This is a genomic window from Pseudomonas fluorescens, assembly GCF_001623525.1.
In the GTDB taxonomy this organism is placed as follows: domain Bacteria; phylum Pseudomonadota; class Gammaproteobacteria; order Pseudomonadales; family Pseudomonadaceae; genus Aquipseudomonas; species Aquipseudomonas fluorescens_Q.
In genome coordinates this window covers 1,843,497-1,861,793 of record NZ_CP015225.1, presented here as the reverse complement: position 1 = coordinate 1,861,793, position 18,297 = coordinate 1,843,497, and the positions used below count along the sequence as shown (strand labels likewise).

The window sequence follows — 18,297 nt, the reverse complement described above, 5'->3', positions numbered from 1 at the left end:
GACTTAAAGTTGGAGTTCCACTGCGTCGGTCTCGCAAGTTATTGTTTTCCTGGCACCCTTGAGCAACCCGGACCTTACGTTCAGATACGTCATCAGCGTTATTGCATCGGCGCCGAGGAAAGCGATATAGCCGTCAGGACGAATCAGCATCATCGTGCCTTCCTTGGCGTGATAGCGCTTATGCAGTCGCCAGTCGGGGTCCAGCAACGTCGAATGCCAAGCCGGCAGGCCGGCGCTGCTCAGGGCGTCGATCACGCAGTAGGCCTTGATGCCTGGGTAGTCCTGTTCCACCGACTTGGCCAGCGTGTAGTAGCCTGGCAACAACGGTGAAAACTGATCGGCCGCGCTGAAAATCAACAGCGTGAATGTCCCGTGGAACAAGTCGATCAAGCGTTTTGTCGGCATCCCTTGCAGTTGCCACAGTTCGACATCGGGCGCCAGTTGCCCGGCGCGAGGCGCTGCGGTCTGGAACTCGGGTTTTTTCCCTTTCTTGCTCCAGTTCTTGCGCTGCTTCTTCGTCAGCGATTCTTGAATGTAGTCACTTTTCTCATAGTGATATTGATGACCGGAAATCATCGACGGCAGTTTGCGCTGGACCTTTTTGCGGTTGCTCAACAGTGGCAGGACGTTGTCGCGCAGCCACACCAGGGCGCGACGCCGGACCGTAATCAGCCCCGTCAGCCGGTGTGCGGTGTTCTCGACTTCCAGGGCAACCGGGTAGCGCTCTTCGTTGTAGCTGTCGAGCAAGGACGGATTCGCCAGGCCCTGATCGACATAGGCCATTTTCCAGGCCAGGTTATAGGCCTCGGAAACCCCCAGGTTCATCCACTGCCCACCGATGGGGCTGCCGATATGCGCCGAATCCCCCAGCAGAAACACGGAACCTTGTTGCATCGATTGCACGCGGCGATGCTGGAAAGAGGCGATGGTGGTCGATGAAATGTTGGACAGCGTCATCTTTTGCCCGCGCCCTTCGCACAAGCGCTGGAAGTTCTCCAGGCTCAAGGACGGGCGCTCGCCTTCTGGTGGCAGGTTGTAGGGCATTTCGATGAACAGCCGATAACGCGATTGAGCGCTGATCGGTGCAACGGCCACATAACCGTCCTGCGCACCCAGGAAGAATGCGCCCTCATCCTTGCTTCCGGACCACTCGATATCGGCATCGGCGAGCATGAAGAAGCGGTCGTAGGACGAGCCTTCGAACGTCATGTCCAGGCGTTTTCTGATGTTGCTGCGAGCACCGTCGCACGCGGCTACCCAACGACTGGTGAAGTGTTCGTCGGTGCCGTCGGCATGCTTGAGCGTCATGCGCACCGAACCCGGCTGGTTTTCGATGTCCACCAGTTCGGTGTTCCATTCCACCTCGGCCCCCAGCTCCCTGAGCCGCTCCAGGAGAATTTTCTCCGTTTGCGGCTGTGGCAGGCTCAGGAGCAGGGGATAGGGCGCGTCCAGGTAGGAGAAGTTGTAGTTCAGCACCCGCTTGGCGTTCGACTGCACCGAAAACTGGTTGATCGTGAAGCCGTCGCTGATGGCTTGCTCGGCAACGCCCAGGTCCCGAAAGATTTCCAGGGTCCGGGAATGGATAGCCATCGCCTTGGTCGCCGTCGAGGGACCGGCGTTCCTTTCAATGATGCGGAACGACACACCCCATTTCTTCAACAGGATTGCCAGGGACAGGCCAACAGGACCGGCGCCGACGATCATGACGGTCGGGGCGCTGCCAGGGCGCTTGAAATGATTGGGGGCCAACGTGCTCAGAGTGTTCATCGATCAGTACCAGTTTCTGTAGAAGGGAGAGTTGGCAATGCCGAGCAGGGCGTCGTCGCCCGATGAGTCGCCGTAGGCATAAATGTAAAAATCATCAAGGTTGCTCAAGCAGCCCTTGAGCCGCGTGACTTTCTCTCGCTCTACACAGTTGGTACCGGATATCCCGCCGGTCAGCTTGTTCTTTGCCGTTGCCAGGCGGGTGCCGCACACATAGTCAAAACCCGCGGCCTGGCCCCAGGGGATCAGGTAGTTTTCCGGCGAATTGCTCACCAGCGCGGTGACGTGCCCCATGGACTGATGCCATTGCAGCCGCCGCAACGCCTCGGGCCTGAGCCAGAGCGGCAGCAGCTCGCTGATGAAATACTTGGCATGTTCGCGCTCTTGCTCCACCGACAGGCCGCCCAGGTAGCAGGCGATGAACGCCAGCCGTGCTTGCATCAGCGGGGTGATGCCGACGATCACGCTGAGCATCTTGGGCAGCAGGGGAATGATCCGCAGCCAGAACGAGCGGGTGCCCACGATAAAGCGCATGTAGCGCCAGAACGTGTGCCGGTCGGTCAATGTGCCGTCGAAGTCGAAAACGGCCAGGACCGGTTGTGTGCTGTTAGCGTGCATGGGCCTCTTCCTTGAGAGAAGTAATCTCGATGGTCTTGGGCAGCTTGAAGCCCGATAGGTAGCGCGAAAGCAGGGTGGACAGTGCGTTCTGGCTCAGCTCGCCAGTCCCTTCGACGCACAGGTGCAGCACGTTGACTTCCTTGTGGTCCGGGACGATATAGGCCTTGGCGCGCACCACGTCGGGGTGCTTGAGGGCGACGGATTCGATCTCCACCAGGTCGACCATCTGCGCCTTGATCTTCGAGATTCGCAGGCGCTGGCAATAGAAAAACACATGGCCATCGTCGTCCTGCCAGACCAGGTCACCGCTGTGGAACCAGCCATCGCGGAAGAACCGCGCATTGGTGTCCTCGGCATCGTTATAGCCGTCGATCACCATCGAGCCACGTATCAGCAATTCGCCGATACGCCCCGGCGTTACGTCTCGGCCCTGGGCATCGACGATGCGCAGTTCCACACCGCTGATCGGCTGGCCCATGGCGCCACGGTGGACCGTACCAATCGAGCTCTGGACGATTACGGGCATGCTTTCGGTCAAGCCATAGCCTTGCAGCACCGGATTGCACCCTAGCAACTTCCCCAGCTTCTCGGCTTCATCGGCCGGCAGGTGGCTGCCCCCCGAGTAAATCATCAACTGCGGGTGCAACGGCAGGAGCGCGCCTTTGCGTTTGGCCAGGCGCGTATTGAAGTAGCGAATGACATCGGGCACCAGGCAGGCAAAGGTGACCTGATGCTCGGACAGGACTTCAGCGAGGTCTCGGTTGAGCAGGGTGTTGGTCATCAGCAGGGTGGCGCCCACGCTCAAGGGAAACACCATCATCACGGACAGGCCGAAGATGGCATACAGCGGCAACGTCACCAGATGAACGGAGCCGACGCCTTGCAGATGAAAGTGCTCATGCAGCCCGTCGCTCGATTGCGTCAGGTCGAGATATCGGTGAGAAACAGCCAGGGGCCTGCCGATGCCTCGATAGGTGAATTGGACCGAGACGACCGGATTACCCTCGGGCAACAACAAGGGTTCGACCTGGCAAGGCAGTTGAGAGATGGCCGTTGCGTTGGCGGGCAGGGACGATGACGGTTCGCTCCCACCGTCCAGCACCAGGGAGTGCCTGACACCGTTGTCAGCCTGGAACACCTCACTGTGTTGCACCCATAGCGTTTCGGTCGTGACCACGAGCGTCGGCCTGGCGAGGCTGACGACACTGGCCATTTCGAAAGGGGTCAACTTGTAGTTGAGGATGACCGGAATGGCGCCTCGCCCGATGATCGCCAAGTAGTAAGCGATGAATGCCAACCCATTGGGCAGCACCAGCGCTACTTTGTCGCCAGGCAATACACCAAGCGCTGTAAGAGCGCCATTGCATTGTTCAGCCTTGATGTGCAACTCGCGGTAAGTAACGGTATCTTCTTCCGTGTCCAGATGCCGAATAGCAACTTGCTCGGGAAACGATTCCGAAAAACCGACAAAGCGATGCAGAAAACCTTCTTTATATGAAAGGCTTTTCATTTACCAACCTCTCTCAATCCTTGGATTTATGGCTAGTCAAAAAAAGTACTACAGAGGCAGGCTATATATGAATTGTTTCAATTAAGCATCTGTGTAGTTGTTATTCCGATACCAATCCAGGGTATCGGTCAGGGTTTCAGCAACAGGGCGGAACTTGCACTCCAATTCTCTTGAACTTTTGTTATGGCTGAAATGAGTGCGGCCTTGTTCTTGCTCCATGAGCTTGACCGTGGAGGTACTGATGAGCACCGGCTTTTTTGTGATCCGGTAGTAACCTTCATAGATAAGCGCGATGATTCGCAGCATGAACAGAGGCACTTTTCGCTCTGGGGCTTTTATGCCACTGACGCTGGACAGCGCCTGGAAAATGCTCTTCATGTCCATGTGATTGCCGGCGGCCAGGTAGCGCTCTCCGGACCTGCCACGGGTGATGGCCGCGATTTGATGCTCGGCCACATCCCGGGCATCGACAACGGAAAAGCTTCCGGGGAGTACACCGGGCAATTTCTGTCCGACAAAGTCGAGCAGGAACTGTCCTGAGGAAGTAGGGCCGATATCGCCGGGGCCGAACATCCACCCTGGCAGGACCATGGCGATAAACATGTCCGGGTGCTGCGCCAGGAATTGCTGGACCTTCTGTTCGGACAATATTTTGCTCAAGTAATAATCGTCAGCCTCCAATTCACTGCGAGACATGGTTTCATCGATCACTTGATCCCGATTGCCCTTCAATACGGCAATGGAAGAGGTGTGGACCGCACGACGGATACCGGCGTCATAAGCGGCTTGCAACAAGCGCTCGGTGCCGGTCACATTGGTGTCATACAGTTTTTGCCAATGTTTCCCGCCTTTGTAACTGTCGCGGAAATAGGCCGCCGTATGAAACAGGGCGTCACAGCCTTGCAGGGCATGGGCGAAGGCCTCGACATTAAGCATGTCGCCTTCGACGAACTCCACAGGCAGGTTGCCGAACTGTTTCCTGGCTTTCTCTACGGAACGAACCAACGCTTTTACTTTGATGTTCCGCTTTAACAGCGCACGAACGACATTATTCCCGAGCAGGCCAGTAGCGCCTGTAACGAAGGCATATTCCATTAAAATCCCGCTCCTGTGAGGTGACCTGGTATTGCATCGAGAGCGGTGTCACTGACTCGATGCGCTGATCAGGCGTTGGGCTCCACCAACGGCGCAAGTAAAAACCATTCGGTATCTGAAAATCAAGTGGTATTTCGTCGGATTGACGAGCTGATGGCTCTGCATCGGGCTTCGTGCAGGTTTTTTCAGGTTCCGGTGCATGCTCGAGGGCAGGAAAATATCCGGTTTGAGCCGCTCAAAGGGACGGCAAGGACTCATCAAGGGGAGCGAAACGAGGACTGTGAGTCACGCCTATCCGGCAAAAACTGGGGCCGGTAGCCCCATCTAGGGTGCCTTTGCGGCTGTTCCAACTACATGGCACATACATGGCATTTTTTGAAAGTTAAAATGTAAATGATTGAACAAGGCGCGTATAAGATATGATGGCGAAAACGGGTTCCGTACAGTGAGTAATCGATTCGTTGCATTCAGTCACACATAGCTATCTTGTTTGGCCAAAGGAGCCGAGGGCGTGATTAAAAAGAGACTAGGTCGAGAAGAGAGCCAGCAAGTAACAAGAGACAAATTGTTCGACACAGCCACTGAGCTGATGATCCGCAAGGGCTTTCATGCCGCCAGCGTCAACGTTATCGCCGAAGAGGCGGGCTTTTCCAAAGGCGCCTTTTTCTCAAATTTCTCAAGTAAATCGGACTTGCTGCTGCAATTGACTCAACGCTTCAAGCGAGTTGAGATCGAGCGACTGAGTACGACCCTGGCATCGGGATATTCGGCGGAACAGTTGAGCCACGGCTTGAATGCCTATATCGATACGCTGAAGAACAATACCCGCTGTGCGATCCTCGATGCAGAGTTGCAATTGATCGCCTTGCGCGATGAAGAATTCTCGCCGCATTACTACGACTTGCATGAGGAAAACAGCGAGGCCTTGGGCAAGTTGATTACCATCATATTCAATCATGCTGGCAAGAAGCCGCCGCTGGCCTACGCCGCGCTTGCCAAGACCTTCACCGCCCTGGCGGAAGGCCTGATATTGCAAGGGCATAAGGACCCCGCTGTTGAAATCAAGCTGGTGCTGAACTCGCTCATCCAGACCGCAGAGCCTCTATAAGTCCCTGGCGTTATCGTTATTGGCCCAGCAATCGGCAATGCCATGGGCCTGGAAGGTCTTGAAGTTACCCGGGATTGCGCCGCAAGGTTTGACTGAACGCATGGATGGGTCTTTAGTTGTGCAATACAACTAATGGCTCGTTGCGTCCGAGGTCCCCCGTGAACCAGTGCCCACCAGACCTGATTGAAAAAATCCGTTCGGCGTCGCGTCTCATGGTGCGGGAGCTGGGGTTCATGCACGCCACGCTGGCTGCGACGGGTTATCCGCCGTCGTCGGTGCACACAATAGTCGAACTCGGCCATCGCCAATCCCTGACGGCGGGTGAGCTTGTCGAGCTGCTTGGCTTGGAGAAATCCAGCGTAAGCCGGATGGTTCGCAAGCTCGTCGAGGCCGGTGAGATTGAAGAAATTGCCCATGAACAGGATGCCCGAGCCAAGCGACTGCGGCTTACCGCGCAGGGGCAAAAGACCCTTCGAGCCATCGATGCGTTCGCCACCCAACAGGTTGTCGCGGCCATGTCTCACTTATCCAGCGAGCAGTGTCAGATCGTGAGCGCGGGGATTGCCAGCTATGCCGTTGCGCTGCACGCTCATCGGCTCGGTACAGAGCCGCCTGCGCCGGCGCCGTTGGAGATTGCCCGGGGCTATCGTCCAGGCGTGATTGGCCGCATTGTGCAAATGCATGCGGACTATTACTCCAGGCATTCGAACTTTGGCCAGTTGTTCGAAAGCCTGGTGGCATCGGACATGGCCGAGTTGATGGGACGTCTGCACAATCCGCGCAATGAGGTCTGGGTAGCCCTGAATGGCGAACGAATAGTCGGTTCGATTGCCATCGACGGCGAAGGAGAGGGCGGCAGTGCGGTACTGCGTTGCTTCATCCTGGATGATTCGGCACGAGGCAAGGGCGCCGGCAGACGCCTATTGGCTGAAGCGATGAAGTTCTGTGACGAGTGGGGCTTCAGTTCAACGAGCCTCTGGACGTTCCAGGGGCTCGAAGCTGCCCGCAAGCTGTACGAGGATTTCGGTTTCAAGTTGGAACTGGAGCAAGAAGGACAGCAATGGGGGCGACCCGTCACGGAACAGTGTTTTGTACGACCGGGCCCAGCTGTCTCGCCAATTTGAAGTCGTATCAATCGGCGGTGTTGGATATGCCCTCACAAACAATCTGGGCAATTGCTACACGCCGTTGTCAGGCATGATCTAAGCTCCAGAGGAGGGTTACCCGAGCAGGGGGTTTCAATGCGAAGCGCACCTGAAAACAGCCTGAAAAAGGCACTGAAAGCCTGCCGGGACAGCTTCATCTCTGTCGGGTTTTTCAGCTTTTTCATTAATGCGCTGATGCTCGTACCCACGTTTTACATGCTCCAGGTCTATGGGCGAGTGATCACCAGCGGAAGTCTTACGACCCTGACCATGCTGACGCTGATCATGACCGCATTGCTGGTGACCCTAGGTTCGCTGGAATGGATCCGTTCGCGTGTCATGGTTCGGGTCAGCACCCGGCTGGATGTGCTGCTCAGTCGCCAGGTCTATAGGGCCAGTTTCAAACGTGCCCTGGAAAGTGGCGGCATGGATGCCTCGGCCCAGTCGCTCAATGACTTGACCGGCTTGCGGCAGTTTCTTTCGGGTAACGGCTTGTTCGCGTTTTTCGATGCGCCCTGGTTGCCGATCTATATCGCGGTGATGTTCCTGTTTCATCCCTGGTTTGGCTGGGTCGCGACGGGCAGCGCGCTGTTGTTGCTCGTGCTCGCCTTCGTCAACGAACGACTGACGGGGCCGGTACTGGCCCAGGCCAACAAGGAGCACATTGGCGCGACGCTCTACACCACCAAGAGCCTGCGCAACGCCGAAGTGATCGAATCCATGGGCATGCTTGAGACCCTGATGGATCGTTGGGGACGGCGTCAACGCAACGTGCTGTTGTTGCAATCGGCGGCGAGCGACAGCGGGGCGATCATCAGCACGCTTTCGCGTACCTTTCGCATCCTTGTGCAATCGCTGGTGCTGGGGCTGGGGGCGTACCTGGCCGTGGACCATCAGGTAGGGGCCGGCCTGGTGTTCGCCGGGTCCGTGTTACTGGGGCGGGCGCTGGCCCCCATCGACTTGATCATCGGCAGTTGGAAGGGATTTATCGCCGCTCGTTCTCAATACAGCCGTTTGAACGACATCCTCGATAAACAGCAGGCCCAACCCGAGCGCATGTCCTTGCCGGCGCCCCAGGGGGATGTCCAGGTCGAGAACCTGATTGTCGCGGCCCCCGGGTCCAGGGTGCCGATCCTCAAGAACATCAGTTTCAGCGCGCCTGCCGGCTGCATGGTGGGCGTCATCGGTCCCAGTGCGGCGGGGAAGTCGACCCTGGCCAGGGCGCTGCTGGGTGTCTGGGCGGCGCAGCACGGGGTGGTTCGGCTCGATGGCGCCGACATCAGCACTTGGGACAAGCATGAGCTTGGGCCCTATATCGGTTACTTGCCCCAGGACATTGAATTGTTCGAAGGCACCCTCGGCGAAAACATCGCTCGCTTCGCCGGAGTCGATTCGGTGAAGGTGATCCAGGCGGCCAGGATCGCGGGTGTTCACGAGATGATCCTGCAGTTTCCCGATGGTTACGACACTGTCATCGGTAGCGAGGGCCTCATGCTTTCGGCAGGGCAGCGCCAGCGCATCGGACTGGCCCGGGCACTGTATGGCAGCCCACGGCTGATCGTTCTCGACGAGCCCAATTCCAATCTTGATGACGTCGGTGACCGCGCCCTGGCGGCAGCGATCCAGCAGCTCAGGCAGACCGGCGCGACGCTGTTTGTCATTACCCATCGGACCAACATCGTGTCGCAGCTTGATCGGCTCATGGTGATGAACGCTGGGATTATCAGTCTCTACGGGCCACGCGAGCATGTCCTGGCCGAACTTAACGCGCAGCGACAGCAGGCACAGATGCCAGCCGTGCCCGCAAGCACCGGCACGGCTTCGGTCGATACCGGCAAGGGTGATTCCAATGAATCCCATGGTGCCCAGTCGTCAAATTGAGAGCTTCGCCGACCTGCCGACATCCGATCACAAGATTCGTCGCCTGGGCGTTGTCATCATCGGCGTGATCTTCGGCGTGTTCGGCACCTGGGCGGCCATCGCGCCCCTCGACGGCGCCGCGTATGCGCCAGGCGTGGTCACCGTGCAGGCTTATCGAAAAACCGTCCAGCACCTTGAAGGCGGCATCGTCAAAGCACTGCTTGCCCACGATGGCGACATCGTCAAGCGTGACGATCCGCTGATCATTCTCGATGACGCCCAGTTGCGCTTCGAGTACGAGATGGCTCGCGGCCAACTGATCGCGGCCAGGGCCATGGAGGCGAGGCTTATCGCCGAGCGCGACAGTTTACCGATGATCAGTTTTGGTGACATCGCCGATCCCGACAGTGTGCGGGGCATGGAGGCGCGTCAGGGCGAGACCCGGGTATTCAGCGCTCGACAAGGTTCACGACTGGGCCAGATCGCGGTGCTGCGCGAGCGCGTTGGCCAGTTCCGCCAGCAGATCAAGGGACTGGAATCGATGGTCGGTTCCAAGGTTCATCTGGAGAAATCCTACAGCGGTGAAATCGATGAGTTGGCGGACCTTCTCAAACAGGGGTTCGTTGACAAGCAGCGCCTGCTCGAACAGGAGCGCAAGTTGGGGCTGCTGCGTTCAGAGGTTGCCGATCACCGCTCCACCATTGACCGGACGCGGCTGCAGATCAACGAAACACAACTGCAGATCCTGCAGGTCGACAAGGATTTCAATGCTGACGTCGTCAAGCAACTGGCCGAGGTCCAGACCCGGATCTACGACCTGAAGGAGAAAACCTCGGCGCTGGAAGACCGGCTCTCTCGTATCGTCATCCGGGCGCCCGAGGCGGGCATGGTGATCGACATGTCGGTGCACACCATTGGCGGGATCGTGCGTCCGGCGACGCCACTGCTCGATATCGTGCCCTCGGTGTCCGACCTTGTCATCGAGGCCCAGGTGGCACCGGTGGATATCGATCGCATCGCCATCGGCAAGCGTGCCGATATCCGTTTCGGCGCATTCAATAGCGCCACCACGCCGGTGATCGAAGGCGAGGTCAGCAGCGTGTCGGCAGACCGGATGACCAACGAAAAGACGGGGACGGCCTATTACCTGGCTCGGGTGCGGGTAACCGAGGCGGGTGCGCGCACCTTGGGTGAGCGCAAATTATTGCCGGGCATGCCGGCGGACGTTTTGATTATCACCGGGCAACGCACGTTGTTGCAGTATCTGATGCAGCCGGCTCGCAATGCCCTTTCTCAATCGATGATCGAGGAATGACCATGGTTGCGTCGGCAGCTCTGCTAGGCAGTGTATTGATGCTCGCCGCGGGTGCGGTCCTGGCACAAACCGAGGCTGCAACGCCCGCCGGGGTCAACGCCTCGACGTTTTCCACCGACCTCATGCAGCTTTATCGCGAGGCACGGCTGGAGGATCCGCAGATCGTGGCGTCCTATGCGCAAGCGAAGGCGGGCCAGGAGCATCAGCGCGAGGCCATGGGCGCGCTCTTGCCGCAGTTGTCGTTCAGCGCCGGGTCGAACCGGATTCACCAGGAAAGCGACCTGGTGCAGCGCAGTTTCGATAGCGAAAGCTACGGCCTGGTGCTGCGTCAGTACCTCTACAACAAAGCTGCGTGGGAGAACTATCAGAAGTTCAAGAGCCTGGCTCGGCAATCCGAATCCCAGGCCCTGGAAACCCAGGCCGAAGCCTCGGTGGAGCTGGCCCAGCGTTACTTCACCGCGCTGGCGGCCGAGGATGAATTGGAGTTGGTGCGGGCAGAGCGTCGAACCACCCAGAGGAGCCTGGACCGGATCAATGCGTTGTACGAAAAGCAACTGGCATTGATCACCGATCAACTCGATCTCAAGGCCCGGGTGGATCTGCTCACGGCCCAGGAACTGGACGCTCGCAACCAGGTCAGCCTCAGTCGCGAGGCACTGGCGGAGATCGTTGGCCGGCCGGTCAAGGAGCGCCTCAACCGGATTCGTGAAGACCTTCAGTTGCAAGTCTCGGCAAACAGCCTGGAGACCTGGGTTCGCGATGGCATGGCACTCAACCCGGCGCTCAAGGCCAACGAAAGCGGCGTCGAAGCGGCGGGGGCAGCGTTGCGCAGCGGCAAGGGTGGGCACTATCCGACGCTGAGCCTGAACCTGAGCGCCCAACAGACCAATGAGGGTTACAACAACTCCCTGGCCCCCCGCACCGACAGTTATGTCGCCGGGATAGGTCTCCAGGTACCGCTGTACAGCGGTGGCTCGACCTCGGCGCGGGTCCGTGGACTCTACGAGGATCAAGTGGTTGCCGAGCAACAGTTGGAGGCGACCCGGCGCCGGGTGGTCAAGGAGATCACCAACGCCTACCTGACCGCCAATTCCAATGGCGAAAAAATCGGTGCGAACCGGCTGGCATTGGAATCGGCACAGTTATCGAGGGTGGCTGCCGAGAAAGCGCTGAGCTACGGGATGGTCAATTCCGTCGATGTCCTGGCCAGTGTACGCAATGAGTTCCGCGCTCGGCGCGACTTGCTAAAGACCCAATACGACTTTCTCAGCAACGTGCTGATCCTGAACCGCTGGGCGGGAAAACCACCGGCCGAGGGTATAGAGAATGTGAATGGCTGGCTGAGTTCTGGCAGCGTTGGCCAGGACTTTCGTTGATCGGGATAGGCCCATGCAGCACACCGTTGGCTGATTCGGAGCAGGTTTTTGACGGTATATTGACGTCATGTTTATTGAGATGTGTAAGTGCATGCCGCTCGTCGATTAATTGACGATTGTCTCTCGGCCTCATACAGGCTGCCAATGCCTCGCTCCTGGCTTAACGAGCTGATTTAGCGAGTGTTTTTTTCACTTTCGGGAAGTTTGGGCAGACGGGTCGGCGCCAAGCCTCGGCCGACGGCTGGCTGATGGGCCGCCTGTGGCGCGCTGGGCTGGCCTAGACTCAGCCTACGAGCTCGAAAGGGGCACATTATCATGTGTAAGCTGTTGATAATTATTCCTATTCAGGTTGTCTCGATGGTTTCTCCCGACTTCTTGAAATGCACGCTACCCCCATCAGAACATCCAGCGGACATCCTGGCTTGCCTTGCGAGGGGGGTAGCGCTATGAGACCGGATCATAGAGCACCCATCCGCGTGATGTTGGTCGATTGTCGTCCCCTTGTCCTCCGGGGGCTTCATGACTTGATCAACGCCAGAAAGCCGCAGATGGAAGTGAGCGGCCAGGCTTCGACCTATACCCATGCACTGGACCTTGCCGATCAGTTGCGACCCAACGTGATTTTCTTCAGTTTCTTTCCCGATGCACTGAACCCTCTGGAAGTGGTTGCCGGGCTGACCCGCAGCGCGCAGATGAAAGTGCTCGTGCTCAAGGGCTTGTATGAGGCCGTTCCTGTTGCCCAGGCGATAGAGGCGGGCGCACGCGGTATCGTGTTGGCCGAAGACCCGACGGAGTCGATCATCCAGGCCATCGTCAAGGTGCACCATCGCGATATCGGAATGGATAGGGCCTGGGCCGGTGGGCTTTCAGGCTATGCCGCCATCGGCCATGCAACCCCCCAATGCAATCTGGAGCAGGCGAAACAGGCTCGGTTGACGCTGCGCGAGAAGGAGTTGATTCGTGCCATCGTAGGGGACCCGTCTGCCAAATACATCAGCATCGCTGAGCGCCTGGGTATCAGCGAGCACACGGTGCACAATCACCTCAGTAACATCTATCAGAAGCTTGATCTTATCAACCGCATCGACCTGTTGATGTATGCACTCAAGCATGGGCTTACCAACAGTGAAGAGCCGCCGGAGTCCACTTGGGTGGAGTTGGATTGACCGATCTGTGTGGGAGCGAGTTGGCGGCCTTGTAGTCGAGGCGTCTACAAGTGCCCGCCAACCCTTTCGAGTTGGGGCGAGTTGTTAACGTGGATCGGCGATATCCAGCGCCCGATTCGCCAGCAGCTCACTCACTTCAATCACTTGCTGGATACCCATCGCAACATGCCGGCGAGAACCCTCAAGATCGAATGCCAGGTCGCTGATCATGGCGTTGGCTGAGGCCAGGTTTTCGCTGAGGTTGGCGAGCAGGCTTTCAGTGTCGATGCCATCGACAACGGTGAAGAGCTGAGGCGTTGGCCGGCCTTTCTTGGGTTTGGCCTGTTCCGGCTTCAAGTAATAATCGAGCGCCCGCTCGGTGGCTTCGTGGAATTTTTCCGGATCGAGGCTTGAGTAGGAAGAGGTGGGGTCTGATTCCGGTGGATTGGGTGTGGCTTTGAACATGATGACGCTCCTATGGGGAATGGGAGCCGCCAAGACCTGTCGCTAAACAGAATGGTGGCGACTGCACGCAGGTTAGCGAACCGGACATAGGCACCCGGCAGACCCGAAGGTCTCCTACATACAGCCGCCATGACGTAATTGCGGTTAGATCCCGCAATGAAGCATGGTTGCTTATGTGCCTATGGTTCGGGTCGCTAAACCCGACCGCTGATTCGTCAGCGACCAGGAAACGATAGAGTCCGGCCCCAAAGCGCACAAGCGGGCGGATTCTGGCTTAGTTGTAGGCAAAGGCGCAAGACGACGTAGCCTCAGGATTGGGGCTCCTTGTTACTGGGTATTTGTCTGTAAGACTCGATGCCTGCCGTCAAAGGGGGGGAGCTGGTTTTGTCATGATCAGGGAAGGTATGAAAAGCGATGCGAGGATGGTTTCCAGGCCATCCTCGCATCTTTCACGCACGCGATGCTTCAGGCGTTGCCAAAGACAACGTCGCCGCTCTGCAGGTCCACGCCCACCAACGTAATGGTCGTGATTTGCCCGCCAGACTCGGCGACCGTCACGATGCTGTCCGCGCCGGCGTTATCGATCGATTGGACAACGGCGCTCTGGTCACCATTGAGCACCAGCGTGTCCCGCAGGTTTTGGCTTACATCAAAGCCCGTGACCTGGTACTGGTTCTCGGTGAATGTCAGATCGACGTTGAAGGCATCACGCTCGCCGCCCGTGCCCACCAGTGTGTAGTCGAAGAGTGCATCGGCTGCGTTGTTGGCGAACAGGTTGGCGTCGAACGCACTGGTCGCGGTATCGCCGTCCTTGTCCGTCAGCGTTGCGTTGAACGAGAGTTGCACATCGCTGGCCAGGTTCTCGGTTTCCTGGATGAACTGGATGACCGGAATCTTGATCGCGCCACGGCCCATTGTGAGCTGGACGGCATCGATCATCGCCGTGCCCTCGCGCTCGATTTCGAAGGACACCTGGCCACCTGCTTCGGGCGTCAGGGTGTTGACCTCGGTGAGGTTGGAAAACGTGCCGTCTTCGTAATAGATCCGGAAGTACAAATCCTCGGTCGCGGTGTTGTAGCCGGCCACGGAGTTGTCGATGAAGATTTTCATGCCTGTTACCAGGCTCTCCGGGTTGATGACGAAGCTTTCATCGGCCGCGCCGATTGCCGCCAGGTTGTCCCCTTGCAGCAGGTTGTTGCCGACGCCGATGCCGGAGGTGCTGACGTTCATGGCCGTCGGGTCGATGTAGGACGGCAGTGGCGTGGTTTGCAGGGCAGCCTCGGTGGGGTCGGGGGCTCCGAGCCCGATGCCGGTCAGGATATCCGTGGTGGAGGCCAGTGCCTTCGCGGAGAAGAACACGATTTCTTCGGATGCCGAAGGAATGGTCGGATTGTTCGTCTCAGGGATCAACAAGGTGCGCACCGGATCCGGGCCACCGGCATCGAGCGAGCCGTCGGCACTGCTACGTACGATGGTCGAGCTGAAGCCTTGGACCAGGTCCAATGCATAGCTGCCATTGGCATAGGCGGTCAGCGTGTAGTCGACGCTGGTATCGGCGGTGGCGGCGTTGTTGTCGAAGTCACCGGTCAACGTCCCGGCGAAATGGTACGCGCCATCGACGTCCGGCGAGGGTGCTTGCTCGACGAGCGTGCCGGTCCCGGTCGTGGTCGTGTCGTCGGGCCTGACCAGGGTGAACTGGCCATTGACCAGCGCGATGTCCAGGCCAGCGGCTCCCAGCCCGTCGGCCCCGGCCGATTTCTCCCAGAATCCGTATTGCGCAAGCACGCTGCCGGTGCCGATCAGGTTGCCGAACGCGACCGAAGGGCCGTCGTCCTCGAACACTAGGTTCTGTCCGATGTTGAGCGTCGCTGAGGCGCTGTCGCCGTCCTTGTCGGTCTTGGTCGCGATCAGCGTGACCAGGTTGTCCGTCAGGCTCTTGGCGTCATCGGGATTGGTGGCGTCGGGATGCACCAGCGCCCGGATCTGGTCGAGCGTGACATCGCCATTGGCGGCCACGCTGACCGTGAATACCAGCAGGTTGGTGCTGGCCGTGCGGCCTTCTACCGTTGTGCCGTTGAGCGACAGATTGACCGCTTCACCCGTGGCCGTGTCGGTCAGCCCGGAAGCGCCGGCCACCACGCCCAGTGCATAGGTCAACGTACCGGCATCGTCGGCGCCGTAGGCGGAGGTGAAGTTGGCGGCGAAGTTCTGCGTGGCGTTGGTGCCCAGTAGCGTTTCGTCCACCGTCAGCGTTGGCTCGGTGCCGGTGGTGCTGATGCTCGGCCCGTCATCTTCGAACACCAGGTTCTGGCCGATGTTGAGCGTCGCCTGGACGCTGTCACCGTCCTTGTCGGTTTTGGTCGCGGTCAGCGTCACCAGGTTGTCCGAGGTCAGGCTCTTGGCGTCATCGGGATTGGTGGTGTCGGGGTGCACCACGGCCCGCATCTGGTCGAGCGTGACATCGCCATTAGTGGCCACGCTGACGGTGAACACCAACAGGTTGGTGCTGGCCGTGCGGCCTTCTACCGTTGTTCCGTTGAGCGACAGATTGACCGCTTCACCCGTGGCCGTGTCGGTCAGCCCGGAAGCGCCGGCCACCACGCCCAGTGCATAGGTCAACGTACCGGCACCGTCGGCGCCGTAGGCGGAGGTGAAGTTGGCGGCGAAGTTCTGTGTGGCGTTGGTGCCCAGTAGTGTCTCATCTACCGTCAGCGTTGGTTCGGTGCCGGTGGTGCTAATGCTCGGCCCGTCATCTTCGAACACCAGGTTCTGGCCGATGTTGAGCGTCGCCTGGACGCTGTCACCGTCCTTGTCGGTTTTGGTCGCGGTCAGCGTCACCAGGTTGTCCGAGGTCAGGCTCTTGGCGTCATCGGGATTGGTGGTGTCGGGGTGCACCACGGCCCGGATCTGGTCGAGCGTGACATCACCATTGGCGGCCACGCTGACGGTGAACACCAACAGGTTGGTGCTGGCCGTGCGTCCCTCCACAACCGCGCCGTTGAGCGAGAGGTTGACCTCCTCGCCCGTGGCCGTGTCGGTGAGCCCGGAAGCACCCGCAACCACGCCCAGCGCATAAGTCAGCGTACCGGCACCGTCGGCGCCGTAGGCGGAGGTGAAGTTGGCGGCGAAGTTCTGCGTAGCGTTGGTGCCCAGTAGCGTCTCGTCCACCGTCAGGGTTGGCTCGGTGCCGGTGGTGCTGATGCTCGGTCCGTCGTCTTCGAAAATCATCTTGGAGCCGATCTCGGTCTTCGCAGTGGACGCCTGGACCAGGGTGAAACCACCGATGTCAAAGTCGGCGTGGTCGGTGCCCTTGGCATCGAGGGCCGCGCCGTTTTCGATGAGCACACGGTTGTGATCTGACGTGGTGGTGTATTCGATCTGGTAGCCGGCCTTGACGCCGGTGATGGTGGCAACGCCGGAAGCGAAGCTGATGACGATGCCCGCATCATTGGCCGAGCCGTCCGAATTCTCGATGACGGCGCCGGTGCTGATGTTGGTGACCCGCACGTTGCTGATCGCAACCGGGGTGTCACCGGCATAGCCGTTGATGAAATTCACCCCGGATTCAGCCGCGGTGCTGAACGCGCTGATTTTTACCACGGCGGTCTTGCCGGCCTGCAACTGCACGACATCGAAGTTGGCCATCTTCGTATTGAAGACGTCGGTAAAGTCGATGTTGGATTCCAGGTCCGCTTCGGTCTGGTCCAGGTTGGGAATGGTCACATCCTGCCTGGCACCGGTGACAAAGGTGAAACGGATGCCTTCCTGTTCCACGATCATCTGGTTATTGGTACCGAAGGTCGTGGGCCCACCGGCCTGGCTGGTGTTGATCGTATCGCCCGTGGTGATATTGGCGCCGCTGGATTGGTCGGCCGGGTCCTTGCCGGTGGCGATGATGGTGGGCTCGTTGATCCGCAGGACACCGTCGACCAGCGTCGTCGTCGGGTTCGCCGTGGTGAACATCAGGAAAAGGTTCTGGCCGGAGGGGGCGTTGGCCAGGCTGAACTCAAGGTCCTGGCTCGCGCCGATGAAGACTTTGTCCAGCAGGTTGACGGCATCGTCGGGGTTGGTATTGACGGGTTGCTGGAGCGGTTCGTAGAGCACGGTCCAGATCTTGCCGCCGGTGGCGGTTTCTTCAATGTAGGCGGCAAAGACGATTGCGCCGGCTGGGCCGCCGGCCCGGCCGAGGACGATATTGTCGTTGGTGTCCGTGTAGAGCAGGATGCTGGTGCCATTGAGTGTATCCAGCCCGCTGTCCACCCCGTCGAGCGGCGCACCGGTGCTGCCGACGAAGCTGATATTGGTAATGCTTGCTCCAGGCGCGGCGTTGACCGTGAACGCATCGCTGCCGGTGTCGCCCACGGCGCCGGTATACCCGCTCAAGGCGGCTCCCGTCGCGGTCCCTGTGCCAAGCGCGGTCAGGCGACTGGCGAAGGCCGTGGGGAGGGAGGCGACCAGAATGTCGTTATCATCCGCGTCTGTTGCAGGGCTCGGCGTGGCGGTGCCGTTCTGCAAATTGGCGGTTTCATCCAGCGTTACGTCGACGCCGGTTGCCACGACCCCCAGATCGGTGCTGGCGGTTGCAGTGAATGGCGAGGCCGGATCGCTCAGCAGTGCTGAGTCTTGCTCGCGAATAGTCATGACTTTCTCCAGAGCAGGCGGTCATCGAGGTCTGACCGTTGACCTTATGACCGCAACTATGGGCAAGCCCGGCGTTATTGCGTATCGGCTGATACTCCCAGGCAGGGTGGGAGTTTCGGCCTATGCCACCGGCAATGGGATTAAGCCTGTGTGGGCAGATTCGCGCAAAACCCCGACAGTTCCAGCAAGCCTGCGAACGCCCGGCAGTCGCCGTTGCGAGAAAGTGAAGCCGTCGATAACGACAGCGCCCACGGG

General features: G+C 59.1%; 12 protein-coding genes. 6 read left to right on the top strand and 6 right to left on the bottom strand.

Annotated features, from left to right (window positions below; all coding sequences use genetic code 11):
- Nucleotides 1-3: 3 nt before the first annotated feature.
- The 4 genes from TK06_RS08000 to TK06_RS07985 form a co-directional block, all read right to left on the bottom strand.
- Nucleotides 4-1,767, bottom strand: coding sequence for an FAD-dependent monooxygenase (locus TK06_RS08000; protein WP_063321620.1), 1,764 nt, complete (start codon nt 1,765-1,767; stop codon nt 4-6).
- 3 nt (nt 1,768-1,770) lie between these two features.
- Nucleotides 1,771-2,382, bottom strand: a complete 612-nt coding sequence (locus TK06_RS07995; RefSeq protein WP_003201018.1) for an HAD-IB family hydrolase — start codon at nt 2,380-2,382, stop codon at nt 1,771-1,773.
- Nucleotides 2,372-3,892 (bottom strand): class I adenylate-forming enzyme family protein, encoded by a 1,521-nt coding sequence (locus tag TK06_RS07990; protein ID WP_063321619.1) that lies wholly within the window; start codon nt 3,890-3,892, stop codon nt 2,372-2,374. Before TK06_RS07990 ends, TK06_RS07995 begins: the two co-directional genes overlap by 11 nt.
- Nucleotides 3,893-3,973: 81 nt before the next feature.
- Complete coding sequence (locus TK06_RS07985; RefSeq protein WP_063321618.1) at nt 3,974-4,987, bottom strand: SDR family oxidoreductase; 1,014 nt, start codon at nt 4,985-4,987, stop codon at nt 3,974-3,976.
- A gap of 511 nt (nt 4,988-5,498) precedes the next feature.
- On the opposite strand from TK06_RS07985, the gene TK06_RS07980 reads away from it, so the two are divergent.
- The 6 genes from TK06_RS07980 (at nt 5,499) to TK06_RS07955 (ending at nt 12,957) form a co-directional block, all read left to right on the top strand.
- The gene (locus tag TK06_RS07980; RefSeq protein ID WP_063321617.1) at nt 5,499-6,095 is read left to right on the top strand and encodes a TetR/AcrR family transcriptional regulator; all 597 of its coding nucleotides are present in this window, start codon (nt 5,499-5,501) and stop codon (nt 6,093-6,095) included.
- A gap of 212 nt (nt 6,096-6,307) precedes the next feature.
- Nucleotides 6,308-7,219 (top strand): bifunctional helix-turn-helix transcriptional regulator/GNAT family N-acetyltransferase, encoded by a 912-nt coding sequence (locus TK06_RS07975; protein WP_063321616.1) that lies wholly within the window; start codon nt 6,308-6,310, stop codon nt 7,217-7,219.
- A 117-nt stretch (nt 7,220-7,336) separates the two neighbouring features.
- Entirely contained in the window at nt 7,337-9,121 is a 1,785-nt protein-coding gene (locus TK06_RS07970) for a type I secretion system permease/ATPase (RefSeq protein ID WP_063321615.1), read from the top strand.
- The gene (locus tag TK06_RS07965) at nt 9,090-10,415 is read left to right on the top strand and encodes an HlyD family type I secretion periplasmic adaptor subunit (RefSeq protein ID WP_203417412.1); all 1,326 of its coding nucleotides are present in this window, start codon (nt 9,090-9,092) and stop codon (nt 10,413-10,415) included. Before TK06_RS07970 ends, TK06_RS07965 begins: the two co-directional genes overlap by 32 nt.
- Nucleotides 10,416-10,417: 2 nt before the next feature.
- Nucleotides 10,418-11,791: a TolC family outer membrane protein gene (locus tag TK06_RS07960; protein ID WP_063321614.1), complete on the top strand. Its 1,374-nt coding sequence runs from the start codon at nt 10,418-10,420 to the stop codon at nt 11,789-11,791.
- A gap of 446 nt (nt 11,792-12,237) precedes the next feature.
- Nucleotides 12,238-12,957 (top strand): response regulator transcription factor, encoded by a 720-nt coding sequence (locus TK06_RS07955; RefSeq protein ID WP_063321613.1) that lies wholly within the window; start codon nt 12,238-12,240, stop codon nt 12,955-12,957.
- Between the two features lie 84 nt (nt 12,958-13,041).
- Here TK06_RS07955 and TK06_RS07950 read toward each other — a convergent pair whose 3' ends face one another.
- Together TK06_RS07950 and TK06_RS07945 are read right to left on the bottom strand one after the other, a co-directional pair.
- Nucleotides 13,042-13,401, bottom strand: coding sequence for a DUF6124 family protein (locus TK06_RS07950; RefSeq protein ID WP_063321612.1), 360 nt, complete (start codon nt 13,399-13,401; stop codon nt 13,042-13,044).
- 465 nt (nt 13,402-13,866) lie between these two features.
- A complete protein-coding gene (locus TK06_RS07945; RefSeq protein ID WP_063321611.1) occupies nt 13,867-18,042 on the bottom strand; it encodes a DUF5801 repeats-in-toxin domain-containing protein in 4,176 nt (1,391 codons plus the stop codon).
- Nucleotides 18,043-18,297: the final 255 nt, after the last annotated feature.